Source organism: Streptomyces beigongshangae, assembly GCF_019710745.1.
GTDB lineage: Bacteria > Actinomycetota > Actinomycetes > Streptomycetales > Streptomycetaceae > Streptomyces > Streptomyces beigongshangae.
In genome coordinates this window covers 1-16878 of the sequence record NZ_JAHKJW010000068.1, presented here as the reverse complement: position 1 = coordinate 16878, position 16878 = coordinate 1, and the positions used below count along the sequence as shown (strand labels likewise).

14 protein-coding genes are annotated in these 16878 nt (G+C 73.3%); 3 read left to right on the top strand and 11 right to left on the bottom strand.

All coding sequences use genetic code 11. The features are described 5' to 3' along the window. Positions 1 to 114: 114 nt before the first annotated feature. Positions 115 to 1782 carry a CTP synthase gene (gene pyrG / locus KM933_RS33470; RefSeq protein ID WP_221359507.1) on the bottom strand — a complete coding sequence of 556 codons (1668 nt, stop codon included), beginning with the start codon at positions 1780 to 1782 and terminating at the stop codon, positions 115 to 117. A gap of 494 nt (positions 1783 to 2276) precedes the next feature. Between pyrG and KM933_RS33465 the strand changes: the two genes are divergently transcribed. Then, entirely contained in the window at positions 2277 to 4079 is a 1803-nt protein-coding gene (locus KM933_RS33465) for a glycoside hydrolase family 15 protein (RefSeq protein ID WP_221359558.1), read from the top strand. A 56-nt stretch (positions 4080 to 4135) separates the two neighbouring features. Here KM933_RS33465 and KM933_RS33460 read toward each other — a convergent pair whose 3' ends face one another. The 5 genes from KM933_RS33460 to KM933_RS33440 all read right to left on the bottom strand — a co-directional run bounded on the left by KM933_RS33460 (position 4136) and on the right by KM933_RS33440 (position 9770). Continuing rightward, entirely contained in the window at positions 4136 to 5290 is a 1155-nt protein-coding gene (locus tag KM933_RS33460; protein ID WP_221359505.1) for a glycosyltransferase family 4 protein, read from the bottom strand. Positions 5291 to 5671: 381 nt separating this feature from the next. Continuing rightward, complete coding sequence (recN, locus tag KM933_RS33455; protein WP_221359503.1) at positions 5672 to 7423, bottom strand: DNA repair protein RecN; 1752 nt, start codon at positions 7421 to 7423, stop codon at positions 5672 to 5674. A gap of 259 nt (positions 7424 to 7682) precedes the next feature. Then, complete coding sequence (locus KM933_RS33450; RefSeq protein WP_173894682.1) at positions 7683 to 8588, bottom strand: NAD kinase; 906 nt, start codon at positions 8586 to 8588, stop codon at positions 7683 to 7685. After that, entirely contained in the window at positions 8585 to 9400 is an 816-nt protein-coding gene (locus KM933_RS33445; RefSeq protein ID WP_221359501.1) for a TlyA family RNA methyltransferase, read from the bottom strand. The genes KM933_RS33450 and KM933_RS33445 overlap by 4 nt, the downstream gene beginning before the upstream one ends. Positions 9401 to 9407: 7 nt before the next feature. Continuing rightward, the gene (locus tag KM933_RS33440; RefSeq protein ID WP_221359499.1) at positions 9408 to 9770 is read right to left on the bottom strand and encodes a hypothetical protein; all 363 of its coding nucleotides are present in this window, start codon (positions 9768 to 9770) and stop codon (positions 9408 to 9410) included. A gap of 42 nt (positions 9771 to 9812) precedes the next feature. Here KM933_RS33440 and KM933_RS33435 point away from each other — a divergent pair, with 42 nt between their 5' ends. Further along, positions 9813 to 10160: an SCP2 sterol-binding domain-containing protein gene (locus KM933_RS33435; RefSeq protein ID WP_221359490.1), complete on the top strand. Its 348-nt coding sequence runs from the start codon at positions 9813 to 9815 to the stop codon at positions 10158 to 10160. 20 nt (positions 10161 to 10180) lie between these two features. Here the strand turns inward: KM933_RS33435 and KM933_RS33430 are convergent, their stop codons facing one another. From KM933_RS33430 to KM933_RS33415, 4 genes are all read right to left on the bottom strand, one after another. Beyond that, the gene (locus KM933_RS33430) at positions 10181 to 11059 is read right to left on the bottom strand and encodes an ABC transporter ATP-binding protein (protein ID WP_221359488.1); all 879 of its coding nucleotides are present in this window, start codon (positions 11057 to 11059) and stop codon (positions 10181 to 10183) included. Between the two features lie 44 nt (positions 11060 to 11103). Next, complete coding sequence (locus KM933_RS33425) at positions 11104 to 12105, bottom strand: FecCD family ABC transporter permease (RefSeq protein ID WP_260334541.1); 1002 nt, start codon at positions 12103 to 12105, stop codon at positions 11104 to 11106. Between the two features lie 119 nt (positions 12106 to 12224). Beyond that, the gene (locus KM933_RS33420; protein WP_221359462.1) at positions 12225 to 13268 is read right to left on the bottom strand and encodes a FecCD family ABC transporter permease; all 1044 of its coding nucleotides are present in this window, start codon (positions 13266 to 13268) and stop codon (positions 12225 to 12227) included. 93 nt (positions 13269 to 13361) lie between these two features. Continuing rightward, on the bottom strand, positions 13362 to 14390 hold the full coding sequence (locus KM933_RS33415; RefSeq protein ID WP_221359460.1) for an HAD hydrolase-like protein: 1029 nt from the start codon (positions 14388 to 14390) through the stop codon (positions 13362 to 13364). 71 nt (positions 14391 to 14461) lie between these two features. On the opposite strand from KM933_RS33415, the gene KM933_RS33410 reads away from it, so the two are divergent. Beyond that, entirely contained in the window at positions 14462 to 15751 is a 1290-nt protein-coding gene (locus KM933_RS33410; RefSeq protein ID WP_221359458.1) for a DUF1015 domain-containing protein, read from the top strand. 78 nt (positions 15752 to 15829) lie between these two features. On the opposite strand, the gene KM933_RS33405 is transcribed toward KM933_RS33410, so the two are convergent. Further along, positions 15830 to 16606 carry a tetratricopeptide repeat protein gene (locus KM933_RS33405; protein ID WP_221359556.1) on the bottom strand — a complete coding sequence of 259 codons (777 nt, stop codon included), beginning with the start codon at positions 16604 to 16606 and terminating at the stop codon, positions 15830 to 15832. Positions 16607 to 16878: the final 272 nt, after the last annotated feature.

Genomic DNA, 16878 nt, shown 5'->3' with positions numbered 1-16878 from the left:
AACACCCGCGGCGGAAACCGGGGCACGCGCCTCGCGGGACGCGCGCCCCGGCAACCGTACAACCCTCGCCCTCCGGCCTCCCCCGTCCCCTTCACCCCCCCTGTCCCGTTCCTCCTACTTACCCGTCTTGCGCTCCACCGCGGCCTTGACCAGCCCCGCGAAGAGCGGGTGCGGCCGGGTCGGGCGCGAGCGGAGCTCGGGGTGCGACTGGGTGGCGACCAGGTACGGGTGGGCGTCGCGCGGGTACTCCACGTACTCCACGAGCTTGCCGTCCGGGGAGGTGCCGGAGAACTGCAGCCCGGTCTTCTTCTCCAGCTCGGAGCGGTAGGCGTTGTTCACCTCGTAGCGGTGGCGGTGCCGCTCCTCGACGTACTCCCTGCCGTCGTAGACCTCGCGCACGATGGAGCCCTCGGCGAGCTTGGCGGGGTACATGCCCAGGCGCATCGTGCCGCCCATGTCGCCGTCGCCCGCGACGATGTCCAGCTGCTCGGCCATGGTGGAGATCACCGGATGGCCGGTGGCCGGGTCGAACTCGGTGGAGTTGGCGTCCTCGATGCCGGCGAGGTTGCGCGCCGCCTCGATCACGATGCACTGCAGGCCCAGGCACAGGCCGAGCAGCGGGATCCGGTTCTCGCGGGCGTACCGGATGGCGCCGACCTTGCCGGACACACCGCGGTCGCCGAAGCCGCCGGGGATGCAGATCGCGTCGACGTCACCGAGCTGCTCGGCGGCGCCCGCGGGCGTCTTGCAGTCGTCCGAGGCGACCCACTTGATCCTCACGCGGGCCTTGTTGGCGAACCCGCCCGCGCGCAGGGCCTCGGTGACCGAGAGATAGGCGTCGGGCAGGTCGACGTACTTGCCGACCAGCGCCAGGTCGATCTCGTGCAGCGGCCGGTGGACGCGGTCCAGCAGGTCGTCCCAGGTCGTCCAGTCCACGTCGCGGAACGGCAGGTCCAGCTTGCGGACCACGTACGCGTCAAGACCCTCGGTGTGCAGGACCTTGGGGATGTCGTAGATCGAGCGGGCGTCGGGGCAGGCGACCACGGCGGCCTCGTCGACGTCGCACATCAGCGAGATCTTGCGCTTGATGGCGGCGGGCACCTCGCGGTCGGCGCGCAGCACGATCGCGTCCGGCTGGATACCGATGTTGCGCAGCGCCGCAACCGAGTGCTGGGTCGGCTTCGTCTTCAGTTCCCCGGAGGGGCCGATGTACGGGAGGAGAGAGATGTGGACGACGAACACGTTGTCGCGGCCGACCTCGTGGCGGACCTGGCGGACGGTCTCCAGGAACGGCAGCGACTCGATGTCGCCGACCGTGCCGCCGACCTCCGTGATGACGACGTCGACGTCATCGGTGGCCATGCGGCGGATGCGGTGCTTGATCTCGTTGGTGATGTGCGGGATGACCTGGACGGTGTCGCCGAGGTACTCGCCGCGCCGCTCCTTGGCGATGACGGTGTTGTAGACCTGCCCGGTCGTGACGTTGGCGGAACCGTCCAGGTCGACGTCGAGGAAGCGCTCGTAGTGCCCGATGTCCAGGTCGGTCTCGGCCCCGTCGTTGGTGACGAACACCTCACCGTGCTGGAAGGGGTTCATCGTGCCGGGGTCGACGTTCAGGTACGGGTCGAGCTTCTGCATGGTGACCCGCAGCCCCCGCGCCTTGAGCAGCGCGCCCAGGCTGGAGGCGGTCAGGCCCTTGCCGAGGGAGGAGGCGACCCCCCCGGTGACGAAGAGGTGCTTGGTCGTCGTGGCTGTGCTGTTTCGGAAAGCAGCGGGCGGCATGGCCAAGAGGGGGCTCCCGTGGTCGCGGTCTTCGGTGCGGTGCGGCTGCCCGGCCCGGAGGTTTCCGGAGGTGCCGTCGCTGCGGTTCGGGGGTCCCTTTTCCTGCTGGGACGTCCACCGGTCCACGGGCTACCAGGGTATCAGCGACGCGACGGGGACGCTTCCGGCCACGCTCCGCACACGGCCCGACACGCACCACCACCGTGCTCACTCGTTCGGCTCAGACGGGTTGTCGGGAGGGGCGCGCGGATCATCATCGTGCGTCGTATCCTGCTCGGACACTCGCTGCCGAGCCAGGCCGGCGAACGGCACCACCCCGCCGGTATTCCTGGACAAAGAGTTCGTCAGTTCGTCCCGCGAAGAAAATCACCGCACCACCGACATGCGTGACACGCGACAACTGACGTTCCGCGAAGAAGCTTTACCAATGATCCTCTGACCGCAAGAGCGACCGCCCCCTCGGGGGCGACGTGGCCGTTCGACTGGAGTTGCACGTGGCCGGGCGCATCGAAGACTACGCACTTATCGGAGACATGCAGACGGCCGCGCTGGTCTGCAGGGACGGCACGGTGGACTGGCTGTGCCTGCCCCGCTTCGACTCCCACGCCGTCTTCGCGGGACTGCTCGGCACGGAGGAGCACGGGTTCTGGCGGCTCGGCCCGGCGCACCCCGCCGACGCCGAACCGCCCAGAGCGGTCCGCCGCCGCTACCGCGGCGACTCCCTGATCCTGGAATCGGAGTGGGACACCTCACGCGGCACGGTCCGCGTGACCGATTTCATGCCGCCGCGCGACGGCGCCCCCCAGCTGATCCGCATCGTCGAGGGCGTGTCGGGCCGCGTGCCGATGCGCTCCGCGCTGCGGATGCGGTTCTCCTACGGGCGCGTGGTGCCGTGGGTGCACAAGCACGAGGGGCGGACGGTGGCCGTCGCGGGCCCCGACTCCGTCTGGTACGACACCGAGTGCGAGACGTACGGCAAGGCCCTGACGACGTACTCGGACTTCACCGTCGCGCCGGGCGAGCGGATCGCGTTCACCATCTCCTGGGAGCCCTCGCACAAGCAGCCGCCGCCGCTGCCCGAGCCGGAGCAGTCCCTGGAGGCCACCGAGGAGTTCTGGCGCGACTGGGTGGCGCAGTGCACGTACCACGGGCCCTACCGCGAGGCCGTGGTCCGCTCGCTGATCACGCTGAAGGCGCTGACGTACGCGCCCACCGGCGGCATCGTCGCCGCCCCGACGACCTCCCTCCCGGAGGAGATCGGCGGGGTCCGCAACTGGGACTACCGCTACACCTGGCTGCGGGACGCGGCGATCACGCTGTCGTCGCTGCTGCGCACCGGCTACCGCGAGGAGGCGCGCGCCTGGCGCGAGTGGCTGCTGCGCGCGGTGGCGGGCGACCCCGAGAACCTGCAGATCATGTACGGCATCGCGGGTGAGCGGGAACTGGGCGAGGCCGAGCTCGACTGGCTGCCGGGGTACGAGAACTCCGGCCCCGTGCGCGTCGGCAACGGCGCCGCGCACCAGCTCCAGCTGGACGTGTACGGCGAGGTGACGGAGGCCCTGCACCTCGCCCACATGACGGGGCTGGCCCGCAACGACTACGCCGCGCTGCTCCAGCTGAAGCTGATCCGCTACCTGGAGGACCACTGGGACGAGCCCGACGAGGGGATCTGGGAGGTGCGCGGCCCGCGCCGGCACTTCGTCCACTCCAAGGTGATGGCCTGGGTCGCCGTGGACCGCACGATCAAGCTCATCGAGGCCGGGGACGCGGACGGTCCGCTGGAGAAGTGGCGCGAGCTGCGCGACGACATCCACCGGGACGTGTGCGAGAAGGGCTACGACAAGGAGCGCAACACGTTCACGCAGTCGTACGGCTCGAAGGAGCTGGACGCCTCCCTGCTGCTGATCCCGCAGATGGGCTTCCTGCCGCCGGACGACAAGCGCGTGATCGGCACGATCGAGGCCATCCAGCGCGAGCTGTCCACCACGGACGGTTTCATCCTGCGCTACCCCACCTCGGGCGAGGACGCGGGCGTGGACGGTCTGGAGGGCGACGAGGGCGCGTTCCTGGCCTGTTCGTTCTGGATGGCGGACGACCTCGCGATGATCGGCCGGGTGGACGAGGCCCGCAAGCTCTTCGAGAAGCTGCTGGCCCTGCGCAACGACCTGGGTCTCCTCGCGGAGGAGTGGGACCCGCGGCTGCAGCGCCAGGTGGGCAACTTCCCGCAGGCGTTCAGCCACGTGCCACTGATCGACACGGCCCTGCGCCTGACGGCGTCGGGGGCGTACGGCGGCTGACGGGCCGGGCGGGGGCGGGCGGTACGCCGGCTCCCGCCCCGCCGGGGTCCCGGGCGCTACGGCAGCGGCAGCGGCCTGGTCAGCTCGTCGTACACGCTGAGGACCTGGGCCACCGTCTCGTCCTCGGTCGGCCAGGTGGCCGCCTGGACCGTGCCCCTGTCCCTGAGGCGCTCGCACCGGCCGGGGTCGGCGAGCAGGCCGACGACGGCCGCGGCGAGCGCCCCGGAGTCGCCGGGCGGTACGAGTTCGGCCGCGTCCCCGACGAGTTCGCGGACGGAGCCGGTGGCGGCCGCGACCAGGGGCACGCGCGCGTGCAGGGCCTCCTGGGCGAGCACCGGACGCGCTTCCGGGCTGCCGGGCAGCAGGGCGAGATCGGCGGCGGCGAGCAGGTCCCCGATGTCGTCCCGCCGGCCGATGAGGCGGACGGGCAGTTCCTCGTCCTCGACGCGCCGCTGGAGTCCGCCGCGCAGCGGTCCCTCCCCGGCGACCACGAGGAGCGGCACGGGATCGAGCCCCCGCCACGCGCGCGTGGCGTCCAGCAGCGTGTCGTACCCCCGGTACCGGTCGAGGGATCCGACGGCCAGCAGCAGCGGCCGGCCGATCGCGCCGAGTTCGGCACGGGCCTTGGGCCGCAGCCGGTCGGGGTCCTCGCCCGCGGCGGCGGGCCCGCGCCGGGCCGGCAGCGCGACCGCGGCGAGCCGCGCGTCCCGCGCTCCCCTGCTGCGGGCCCGGTCCACGAGGTCGGAGGAGGTTCCGAGGACCACGGACGCGGTCCTCGCCACGCGCCGCTCCAGCACGCGCAGCAGACGCGCCCGCGCGCCCTCGGCGGACGGACGGGTGTGCCAGGTGACGACCAGGGGGACGCGCCGTCCGCCGAGTGCCAGCGCGGCCCGCAGCGCGGCGTGCAGACCGTGCGCGTGCACCAGGTCGGCGTCCGCGCAGGCCGCCCGCAGCGCGGTCACCGAGGCGGGGCCGTGGCGCCCGGGTACCGGTACGTGCTCGGCGCCGACGCCGCTGAAGCCGTACGTGTGGTCGGCCGCGGCCGGGGCGCACACCGTGACCCGCACGCCCCGTGCGACGAGCCCCGAGGCCAGTGACCGGACGTGGACACAGCTGCCGGCGCCGCCCCCGCCGAGCACCTGGACGGTGCGCAGCGGCGACTGTCCGGGCGGTGCGTGCCCGTTCGGTGAGTGGCTGCTCACGTGGCTCACGTGGCCGGGGCTCCTGGTTCGGCGTCGGGCGGTCACGAAGGAACGTACAGAAGGAGCGGGCGGTGAGGGGTGGGCCGCTCGTCCCGGTCCAAGGATGCCAGGGCGGGGCCGGGTTGCCGACCACCGCGGGGCCGCCGCGGGACCGCCGCGGGGCGACCACGGGGCGACCGTGGGGCCTCTGCGACGGAAGGTGCGCGGCGGGACACGGGCAGGATGCGGGCGGTCACTCACACGAGTGAGGACCAAGCGATGCGCACAGGCAGTCGGGGGCGGGCGTCACCCCTGACGAGCCCCCGCTCACGCCCCCTTCGCGCCCCTCGGATCGCACGGAGTGCACCCGACGACCGCACATCCCGGCCCGGCCGCCCGGCGCCCGGCCGTCTACCCGTCCGCGCGGGCCGTCGCCAGCAGCTCCTCCGCGTGTGCCCGTGCCGTCTCCGAGTCCTCCTGACCGGCCAGCATCCGGGACAGCTCGCGGACGCGTTCCTCGCCCTCCAGGACCTTCACCCCGGAGCGGGTGACCGACCCGTCGTTCGTCTTCTCGACCAGCAGCTGCCGGTCGGCGAAGGCGGCCACCTGGGGCAGGTGGGTGACGACGACGACCTGCGCGCTCCTGGCGAGCTTCGCGAGCCGCCGGCCGATCTCCACGGCCGCCTTGCCGCCGACACCGGCGTCGACCTCGTCGAAGAGGTACGTGGGCACCGGATCCGTACCCGCGAAGACGACCTCGACCGCGAGCATGACCCGGGACAGCTCACCGCCGGACGCGCCCTTCGCTATGGGCCGCGGCGGCGCCCCCGGGTGCGGCGCGAGGAGCAGTTCGACCTCGTCGCAGCCCGCGGGCCCGTACGCGACCGGACGTCCGCCGACCTCCACGCCCTGCGGGTCCTCGGTCTGCCGGATCTCGAACGACACGCGCGCGTGCGGCATGGCGAGCGAGGCCAGCTCCGCGGTCACCGCGGCGGCGAAGCGGTCGGCGGCCTCCGTACGGGCGTCGGTGAGGGCCTGCGCGAGACCGCCCAGCTCGGCCCGCAGCGCGTCCCGCTCGGCCGTGAGTTCGCCGATCCGCTCGTCGTCGCCGTCCAGCTCCAGGAGGCGCGCGGCCCCCTGCTCGGCCCAGGTCAGCACGGCGGCCGTGCCTTCGCCGGCCTCGCCGTACTTGCGGATCAGCGCGGTGAGCGCGGCACGCCGCTCCTCCACCGCGGCGAGCCGCAGCGGATCCGCGTCGAGGTCGTCGGCGTAGCCCGCCAGCTCCCCCGCCACGTCGCCCAGCAGGATCCCGATCTCCCCGATGCGGCCGGCCAGCGCGCCGAGGGCCGCGTCGTGGGACCGTACGGCCTCCAGGGCCCGGTGCGCGCCCGCGACGAGCGTCGTGGCGTCGATGCCCTCCGGGTCCTCGGGGTTGCCCGCGAGGGCGGCGTGCGCGACCGTGGCGGCCGACGCGAGCGCCTCCGCGTGCCCGAGCCGCTCGGCCTCGGCCGCGAGCTCCGCGTCCTCGCCCGCCCTGGGTTCCACCGCGGCGATCTCGTCGAGCCCGAAGCGCAGCATGTCGGCCTCCTGGGCGCGTTCCCGCGCACGGGTGGTGATCTGCTCCAGCTCGGTGGAGACGGCGCGCAGCCGCCGGTAGGCGCCCGAGTACTTCTCCAGGGGCACGGCGACCGCGTCGCCCGCGTACCGGTCGAGGGCCTGCCGCTGCCGGGACAGCTTGAGCAGCCCCTGCTGGTCGGTCTGGCCGTGCACGGCCACCAGGTCGTCGGCCAGCTCGGCCAGCAGCCCCACCGGCACGGAACGCCCGCCGAGGTGCGCGCGCGAACGGCCCTCGGCGGAGACGGTACGGCTGATGAGCAGGGCTCCGTCCTCCAGCTCCGCACCGGCCTCCTCGGCCCGCAGGGCCGCCGAGGAGGCCGCGGGCACGGAGATCCGTCCCTCCACGACCGCGTTCTTCGCCCCGATCCGCACCAGGGCGGCGTCGGCGCGCCCGCCCAGGAGCAGGCCCAGGCTGGTGACCACCATCGTCTTGCCCGCGCCGGTCTCGCCGGTCACGGCGGTGAAGCCGGGCGACAGCTCGACAACCGCGTCGTCGATGACTCCGAGCGACCGTATCCGCATCTCCTCCAACACGGACATGACCATACGAGGTTTCTCCCGCCCGGCGCGACGCCGCCCCAGTCCCTGCACAAACGTCCAGGTATCCACGCTGCCCGAGGTCACTCCCGGCAGCCACCCCGTCCGGCCGAAATACCCGCCTTCTTCGTGAATGCGGTGCTCTTCCCGCGCTTTCCCGGCCCTCCCGGCCCTCCCGGCCCTCCCGGCACGGAACTCCGCGCCGCGCGCACCCCGCGCGCGGCGCGACTCCGTGATGTGACTCCGTGGAGCGGCCCGGTGACCCGGCTCAGTTCGGGGCGCCCCGCCAGCCGGCCACCGGCAGCGCGAACTTGGCGACGAGCCGGTCGGTGAACGACGCGTGGTGCAACCGGGCCAGCCGTACCGGCACCGCCCCGCGCCGGACCTCCACCCGGGCGCCGGGCGGCAGCTCGACCGTGCGCCGGCCGTCGCACCACAGGACCCCGGGCGGGATGTGCGGCAGGATCTCCACGGCCAGCACCGAGTTCGGCGAGGTCACCAGCGGCTTGGCGAACAGGGCGTGCGCGCTGATCGGCACCATGAGCAGCGCCTCGACCTCCGGCCACACCACGGGACCGCCCGCGGAGAAGGCGTACGCCGTCGACCCGGTCGGTGTCGCGCAGACGATGCCGTCGCAGCCGAAGCCGGTCACGGGCCGCCCGTCGATCTCCAGGACGACCTCCAGGAGCTTCTCGGCCCCCGCCTTCTGCACGGCGGCCTCGTTGAGCGCCCAGTCCGTGTGCACGACGTCGCCGTTGCTGTGCACGACGACGTCGACGGTCATCCGCTCCTCGACCTCGTACGCCTTCGTCACCACCCGGTCGACGACCTTGTCGAGGTCGTCGCGCTCGGCCTCCGCGAGGAAGCCGACGCGCCCCAGGTTGACGCCGAGCATCGGCACCCCGGAGGCACGGGCGAACTCGGCGCCGCGCAGCAGCGTGCCGTCCCCGCCGAGGACGATCAGCAGCTCGCATCCGTCGAGGCACTCAGGGGTCGCCTCCTCGACGAGTTCCACGGTCGGCGGCAGCGGCAGGTCGGCCGCCTCCGCCCGCAGGACCCGTACGCCGAGCCCGGAGCGCAGGAGCCCCTCGACGACGAGCTCGGCACTGCGGATGGCCGCGGGCCGTCCGGTGTGGGCGAGCAGGAAAACAGTTCGAGATCGGGTGTCGGTCAACGCGGCCCCTCCGCCACTGCACGGTCGATGTCGGCCGGGTCCGGTGCGGGTGCCCCGGCACGCAGCCACAGAAAGTACTCGACGTTCCCCGCGGGTCCGGGCAGCGGACTCGCCGTCACACCCGCCACCCCGAGCCCCAGTTCCCCCGCCTGCCGGGCCACACCGCGCACGGCGTCCGCCCGCAGCTCGGGGCTGCGGACGACCCCGCCGCTCCCCAGCCGTTCCCTGCCCACCTCGAACTGCGGCTTGACCATCATCACCAGGTCGGCACCGGGCGCCGCGCACCGCACGAGGGCGGGCAGCACCAGGCCGAGCGGGATGAAGGACAAGTCACCGACAACAAGATCCACCGGCTCCCCATCGATCGCCTCCAACGTCAACTCGCGTACGTTCGTACGGTCCTTGACGGTGACGCGTTCATCGCTCCGGAGGGACCACGCCAACTGCCCGTAGCCGACGTCCACGGCGAGGACCCGCGCGGCGCCCGCGCGCAGCAGCACATCGGTGAAGCCCCCGGTCGAGGCCCCGGCGTCCAGGGCCCGCCGGCCCTCGACCACCAGGCCGAGCGGCATGAAGACCTCCAGCGCCCCGGCCAGCTTGTGGCCGCCGCGCGAGACGTAGTCCGGGTCGTCGTCGTCCTTCGCGACCAGGATGGGGGCCGCGGTCTCCACCTGGGTGGCGGGCTTGGTCGCGAGGTTCTTGCCGACGGTGACCCGCCCGGCGGCGATCAGCTGTCCGGCGTGCTCGCGCGAGCGTGCGAGTCTGCGCCGGACCAGTTCGGCGTCGAGGCGGCGTCGTGCCACTCCTGCCACGTTCGGTTCAGCTCCTGTTGTTCGGGCCAGGGGGCACCGGAGGTCCCGGGCGGGCGTCGAGCGCGGTGAGCGCGTCGCGCAGCCCCCGGTGCACATCCTCGTACACGTCCACGTGGCCGTCCGTGGGGAGGTGGTCCGCGTCGGCCAGCCGGCCGAGCAGACCGTCGACCCCGGCCTCCCCCGTGGGCGTGCGCGGCACGTGCAGCGGGGCGGGGGCGGCCGGGTCGCGCTCCTCCGGACGGCCGCCGGACGCGACCGTGCCGCCCGCCTCTGCCGCCTCTGCCGCCTCTGCCGCCTCTGCCCGGAAGGGTTCCGAACCGTCGGATTCCGCCCGGAATCCGGTCTCCGGTCCGGCCGTGGACTCGCTCATGCCCCGACGCTACCCCGAAGCACTGCGGTACCGTCGATCACGATGGCGACCACACAGGAGTGCCGCAGCGCGCTCGACACACTCTCGGACACCATGGCGGGCGCGGACGGCGACATACGGAGCGCGGCCGCCCTGGACCGCTCCCTGAGCTGCCACGTCACCGACCTCGACGTCACCTTCGTCGGCCGGCTCCAGGGCGGCCGGATCGTGGTGCTCGACACGGTCGAGGGTCCGCCGCCCGGGAAGGCGGAGATCCGGCTCGCCATGACCGGCGACGACCTGGTCGCGATGGTCGGCGGCGAGCTGCACTTCGCCAAGGCATGGGGCTCGGGCCGGGTCAAGCTGGAGGCGGGCCTGCGGGACCTGATGCGCCTCAGAAAACTGCTCTGACGCCCCCCGGCCCCGCCCGTCTACCCCTCGGCGACGGCCACGGGCGCGGCGGCCGTGCGGGACCTCCGCGCCGCCGGCACCACCAGCGGCGTACCCGTCTCCGGGTCCTCGATGACCTGGCAGCGCAGCCCGAAGACCTCCTCGACCAGCTCGGCCGTGACGATGTCCGCCGGCGCCCCCTGCGCGATCACCGACCCGTCGCGCAGCGCGATCAGATGGGTGGCGTACCGCGCGGCGTGGTTGAGGTCGTGCAACACGGCGACCAGGGTCCGGCCCCGCTCCTCGTGCAGTTCGGCGCACAGGTCCAGCACATCGATCTGGTGCTGGATGTCGAGGAAGGTCGTCGGCTCGTCGAGCAGCAGCAGCGGGGTCTGCTGGGCCAGCGCCATGGCGATCCACACGCGCTGGCGCTGCCCCCCGGAGAGCTCGTCCACGTACCGGTCCGCGAGCTCGGCGACCCCGGTCGAGGCCATCGACTCGCGTACGATCCGCTCGTCCTCGGCCGACCACTGGCGCAGCAGCCCCTGGTGCGGGTAGCGGCCGCGCCCCACCAGGTCGCCGACCGTGATCCCGTCGGGCGCGATCGACGACTGCGGGAGCAGCCCGAGCGTCCTCGCCACCTTCTTCGCGGGCATCGACTGGATGACATGCCCGTCCAGCAGCACCCGGCCCCGCTGCGGTTTGAGCATGCGGGACAGCGCGCGCAGCAGTGTGGACTTGCCGCAGGCGTTGGGGCCGACGATCACCGTGAAGGAGTTGTCCGGTATCCCGACCGACAGCTGCTCGGCGATGACCCGCTGGTCGTAGGCGAGGGTGACGTTCTCGGCGGACAGGCGGTCCACGGCGCTCCTTCGGGTGGTCGTGTGCGGTCGGGTGGTCGTGTGCGGTCGGGTGGTCATGTGCGGCCCGTCGCCGGAGCCCGTACCCGTACTGCCGGCGGCGTTCATATCCGGCCCGCCCTCCGTTCGGTGACCAGGAGCCACAGCAGGTAGACGCCGCCGAGGACCCCGGTCACCACGCCGACGGGCAGCTGGTCGGCCCCGAAGGCCCGCTGCGAGGCCCAGTCCGCGACGACCAGGAGGGTGGCGCCCATGCACATCGCCGGTACCAGGTTGGGCCCCGGGGAGCGGGTGAGGCGCCGGGCGAGCTGCGGGGCGGTGAGCGCGACGAAGCCGACCGGGCCCGCGGCGGCCGTGGCGGACGCGGTGAGCAGCACGGCGGCCACCATCAGCACCAGCCGCGTCCGCTCCACCCGCACCCCGAGCGCGTACGCCACGTCGTCGCCCATCTCCAGCGTCCGCAGGGCGCGCGCGTTGCCGAGGACCAGCGGTACCAGGACGGCGCACAGGCCGAGCAGCGGCCAGACCTGGGACCAGTCGCGGCCGTTGAGGGAGCCGGTCATCCAGACGACGGCGCGGGTCGCGTCGACGAGGTCGGCCTTGGTGATCAGATAGCCGTTGACGGCCGTGACGATCGCGGAGACACCGATACCGACCAGGACCAGCCGGTAACCGTGCACGCCCTTCTTCCAGGCGAGCACATAGATGGCCAGACCGGTCACGAGACCGCCGGCCAGTGCCCCGACGGTCACCTGGGTCGCGCTCCCGGAGAACAGCACGATCATCACGAGCGCGCCGGCCGTCGAGCCCTGCCCGAGACCGAGCACGTCCGGACTGCCCAGCGGATTGCGGGAGACCGCCTGGAAGAGCGCGCCGCCGAGCCCGAGCGCGGCACCGACCAGGAGCCCCACCAGGACGCGCGGCAGCCGCAGCTCGTTGACGATGAACTCCTGGCCCGCGTCGCCGTCGCCGAGCAGCGTCCTCAGGACGTCACCGGCGGGGATCGGGAAGTCGCCGGTGCCGATGAGCACGACACTCGCGGTGAGCGCCGCCACCAGCAGGAGGACGACGACCGCGGACGCGCGGACGTCGACACGGACCGACAGCCCGCCGCCGGTGCGGACCGTGCGGGCACGGGAGCCCCGCCCGGAAACCGCCCGCGCCTCCTGCTCGCGCCCGGCCGGTACGGGGCGGGACCGCCCGTCGGCCTCGTCGTGTGGGGCCTTCACAGCTGCGCCGTCCTCCGCCGTCGTACGAGAAAGATGAAGACCGGACCGCCGAGGACCGCGGTGACGATGCCGACCTGGAGCTCCGCGGGCCGCGCGACCAGCCGCCCCACGACGTCGGCGCCGAGCAGCAGCACCGGCGACAGCACGGTGGCGTACGGCAGGATCCAGCGCAGGTCGGGCCCGGTGAAGGAGCGGACGACGTGCGGGACCATCAGCCCCACGAAGACGATCGGCCCGCAGGCGGCGGTCGCGGCCCCGCTCAGCACGGTGGCGGCGGCCATGGACAGCGCGCGGGTGCGGTTCAGGTGCGCCCCCAGCGCCCGGGCGGTGTCGTCGCCCATGGCCATCGCGTTGAGCGGCCGGGCGAGCGCCAGCGCGAGGAGCGTACCGGCGGCCAGGAACGGCAGTACCTGCCGGACGACGGAGTCGGTGGCGGAGGCCAGCGAGCCGACCGTCCAGAAGCGCATCCTGCCCAGCGCCGCCTCATCCATGATCATCACGGCTTGGAGATAGCCGTAGAGCGCGGCGCTGACGGCGGTGCCGGCCAGCGCGAGCCGCACGGGCGTCGCGCCCCGGCTGCCGCCGAGGAAGTAGACCAGCGCCCCGACGGCTGCCGCGCCGCCGAAGGCGAACCACACGTAGCCGTTCAGCGAGGTGACACCGAAGAAGGTGATCGCCGTGACGACCGCGGCGGACGCTCCCGCGTTGATGCCGAGCAGCCCGGGGTCGGCGAGCGGATTGCGGGTGAGCGCCTGGAGCACGGCCCCGGCGAGCCCCAGCGCGGCTCCGGCGAGCAGCCCGAGGACCGTACGCGAGAGCCGCTCACCCACCACGACGTCGCCGTACGTGCCCGAGTCCTCGAACAGACCGTGCCAGACCTGCTCCAGGGACAGCTCTTTCGCACCGACGGCGATGCTCGCCACGGCGACGAGCACCAGCACGGCGAGGGACAGGAGGAGCCCTGCGGCCCGTATCGCCCGGCGGTTCGGGGGCGCGGGGGCGGTCTCCGCGCGCGGTTCGGGGGGACTGTCGACCAACACGCAGTTAGGTTAGCCTAACTTGCAAGCGGGTCCAGTCCGCACGGGCGGCGACCTGCGCGGTGCTCGTGCCCCGGATCCGCAGGCCGTGCCGTGTCAGAGCCCCAGCCGGGCCAGCGCCTTGCTGCCGTCCAGTTCGCACGTCCCGTCCCCGGCCGTCGTCCAGGCGGCGGCGCACAGCGCGCGCAGCCCGTCCATCGGCTCGCCCGCACCCTCCAGTTCCAGCTCCCCGGCGCCGGCCGTCGCGGTGTAGCCCCCGCACCGGAACCCGCCGCCCGCCCCGACGACCTCGGGCTGCCCGGTGAGCAGCCCCCGCAGGTCGGCGTCGACGTAGGTCGGCCGGTGCTGCGGCGGCGCGGCGAGGAGCTGCGCCCCGTCGGTCACCCCGGTCAGCACGAGCAATGAGTCCACCTCGCCGTTGAAAGCGCCTTCGATGTCCGTGTCCAGCCGGTCCCCGACGACCAGCGGCCGCTCGGCCCCGGTCCGCAGGATCGTCTCGCGGTGCATCGGCGGCAGCGGCTTGCCCGCCACCTGCGGCTCGGCGCCCGTGGCGATCCGTACGACCTCCACCGCCGCCCCGTTGCCCGGGGCGATGCCGCGCGCACCGGGAATCGTCAGGTCGGTGTTGGACGCGAACCACGGCACCCCGCGCGAGATGGCGTAGCAGGCCTCCGCGAAGCGCCCCCAGGGCAGGTCGGGCCCGCCGAAGCCCTGCACGACCGCCGCCGGCTCGTCGTCGGCCGACTCGACCGGCTCCAGCCCGCGCTCGCGCAGCGCGACCCGCAGCCCCTCCCCGCCGATCACCAGCACGCGCGCGCCCTGCGGCAACTGCTCGCTGATCAGCCGGGCCACCGCCTGGGCCGAGGTGATGACCTCCTGCGCCTGCGTCGGTATGCCCAGCTCCGTGAGGTGCTCCGCCACGCTGTCGGGCGTCCGCAGCGCGTTGTTCGTGACGTACGCGAGACGCATCCCGCCCGTGTGGGCCGTGCCGAGCGACTCGACGGCGTGCGCGATGGCCTGCCCGCCCGCGTACACCACCCCGTCCAGGTCGAGCAGCGCCGTGTCGTACGCCTCGTTCAGGGTCCGGTCACTGGCGGCAGGGCACGTCCTCGCGGTCTGGCTCATTACGCATCGCTCCTCGTTCGATCCCTTTCCCCGATCATCTCCCATGGCACGGACACACTTACGATGCATCAATGAACACTGCAGGTACCGCGGACGTACCGGCACGCATGGGCCTTGACCTCACCCCGTTCCGGGGCCTGCGCTACGACCCCGACCGGGTCGGCAGCCTGTCCGCCGTCACATCCCCGCCGTACGACGTGGTCGTACGGCCCGACGGTCTGCTCCACCTCGAATCGGCGGACCCGCACAACATCGTCCGTCTGATCCTGCCGCAGGCCACCACACCCGGCACCCGCAACGAACGGGCGGCGGCCACCCTGCACCGCTGGATCTCCGAGGGCGTCCTGAGAATCGACCCCGAACCGGCCCTGTACGTCTACGAGCAACTGGACGACGAGGGGACGGTCCAGCGGGGCGTCATCGGGGCCCTGCGGCTGTCGGAGCCGTCCGAGGGCGTGGTGCTGCCGCACGAGGACGTCATGCCGCATGTCGTCGCGGACCGCGCGGCCCTGATGCGGGCCACCTCCGCGAACCTCGAACCCCTGCTGCTGACCTACCGGGGCGACGGCTCCGCCTCCGGTGCGACGGCCGTCGTCGAGCGCACCACCGAGCGCCCGCCGCTGTTCTCCACCACCACGGAGGACGGCTTCAGCCACCGCCTGTGGGCCGTCACCGACCCGGCCGACCTCACCGAGGTGCGCGCGGACCTGGCCGCCCGCCAGGCGCTCATCGCGGACGGCCACCACCGCTGGGCGACCTGTCTGCGCCTTCGCGCGGAGCACCCCTCCCCCAGCCCCTGGGACCACGGCCTGGTGCTCCTGGTCGACACCGCCCGCCATCCGCTCCGCGTCCGCGCGATCCACCGCCTCCTGCACCAGCTCCCGGTGCAGAAGGCGCTCGCCGCCCTGGGCGACTCCTTCCGCATACGCCCCGTCGGCGGGTCCCTGTCCGAGGCGCTCCCGGTCCTCTCCGCGGCGGCGGCCGAGGGGAACGCCTTCCTCCTGGCGGGCGACGGCACCTTCCACCTGGTCGACCGCCCCTCGCCCGACCTCCTCGCCCGGACGGTCCCGGCGGACCGCCCGGACGCCTGGCGCACCCTCGACGCGACCGTCCTGCACGCCACGCTCCTCGACCACGTCTGGCGGATCCCGGACGTCCCGGAGCACATCACGTACATCCACGACACCGCCGCCACGGTCGCCAAGGCGGAGCTCGACGGCGGCACGGCCGTCCTGATGCACCCGGTCCGCGAGGAGGTCGTACGCGACCTCGCGAGCCAGGGCGTCACGATGCCCCGCAAGTCGACGTCCTTCGGGCCGAAGCCGGCGTCGGGCCTGGTGCTGCGGACGCTCGACCGCTGACCCCTCCGGCACGGCAACACGCACGGGCGGGATCCCGTCGGGGATCCCGCCCGTGCGCTGTCACGACTCCCGAAGGACTCAGTCCTTCAGACCGCCGGTGTCCTCGGCTTCTCCTTCGCCCTCGCCTTCGTCCTCGCCCTCGCCCTCGTCCTCGGTCGCGCCCCGGTCCTCGGTGACATCGTCCTCGACGACCTCGATGGCCCCGTCCCCGATCCGGTCCTCGTCGAGCGCGTCCACGAACTCGACGCCGTCGAGCTCCGCGAGCCGGTCGGAGGCATCGGTGCTGCCGTCCTTGTCGGACTCGACGGCCTTGGCGAACCACTCGCGTGCCTCACCCTCACGTCCGGCCGCGAGCAGCGCGTCGGCGTACGCGTACCGCAGGCGCGGGGTCCAGGGCTGGACGGAGTGGGAGGCCAGCTCGGGGCTCTGGAGCGTGACGATGGCCGCGTCGAGCTGGCCCATGTCCCGCCGCGCACCGGCCGCCACGAGCCGCATCTCGACCTGGCCGGCCTTGTCGAGCTTCTGCACCTCGGGGGCCCCGGCCATGTCGAGCGCCTTCTCGGGGCGTCCCAGACCGCGCTCGCAGTCCGCCATCACCGGCCACAGGTCCACGGTGCCGGTCATACGCCGCGCGGCGCGGAACTCGGCGAGCGCCTCGCTGTACTTCTGGTTCGCGTACGCGGCGAAGCCGGCCGCCTCCCGGACCGCGGCGACACGCGACGCGAGACGCAGGGCGACCCTGGAGTAGCCGTACGCGCCCTCGGGGTCCTCGTCGATGAGCCGGGCCACCATCACCAGGTTCCTGGAGACGTCCTCGGCGAGTCCCTTCGGCAGGCTCATCAGCTCCTGCCGCACATCCTTGTCGATCTCCTCGCCCGTGACGTCGTCCGGGATCGGCAGCCGCTTGATCGGCTCGCGGTCACGGTCCCGCTCGTCCCGGAAGCGGCCACCGCCGCGGCGGTCGTCGCCACGGTCGTCGCGCCCGCGGAAGCCGCCGCCGGGACGGCCACGGCTGTCGTCGCGGCGCGGTCCGCCACGGCCGCGGTCGTCGCGCCCACGGAACCCGCCGTCACCACGGTTGTCGTCACGACGGAAGCCGCCACGGTCGCCACCGCCACGGCTGTCGT

What these genes read in the sequence shown, in the direction of transcription:
- pyrG (WP_221359507.1), bottom strand. Translation starts at nt 1,782, where the DNA reads ATGCCGCCCGCTGCTTTCCGAAACAGCACAGCCACGACGACCAAGCAC.
- recN (WP_221359503.1), bottom strand. Translation starts at nt 7,423, where the DNA reads ATGGTCATGTCCGTGTTGGAGGAGATGCGGATACGGTCGCTCGGAGTC.
- KM933_RS33440 (WP_221359499.1), bottom strand. Translation starts at nt 9,770, where the DNA reads ATGAGCGAGTCCACGGCCGGACCGGAGACCGGATTCCGGGCGGAATCC.
- KM933_RS33435 (WP_221359490.1), top strand. Translation starts at nt 9,813, where the DNA reads ATGGCGACCACACAGGAGTGCCGCAGCGCGCTCGACACACTCTCGGAC.
- KM933_RS33430 (WP_221359488.1), bottom strand. Translation starts at nt 11,059, where the DNA reads ATGACCACCCGACCGCACACGACCACCCGACCGCACACGACCACCCGA.
- KM933_RS33415 (WP_221359460.1), bottom strand. Translation starts at nt 14,390, where the DNA reads ATGAGCCAGACCGCGAGGACGTGCCCTGCCGCCAGTGACCGGACCCTG.
- KM933_RS33410 (WP_221359458.1), top strand. Translation starts at nt 14,462, where the DNA reads ATGAACACTGCAGGTACCGCGGACGTACCGGCACGCATGGGCCTTGAC.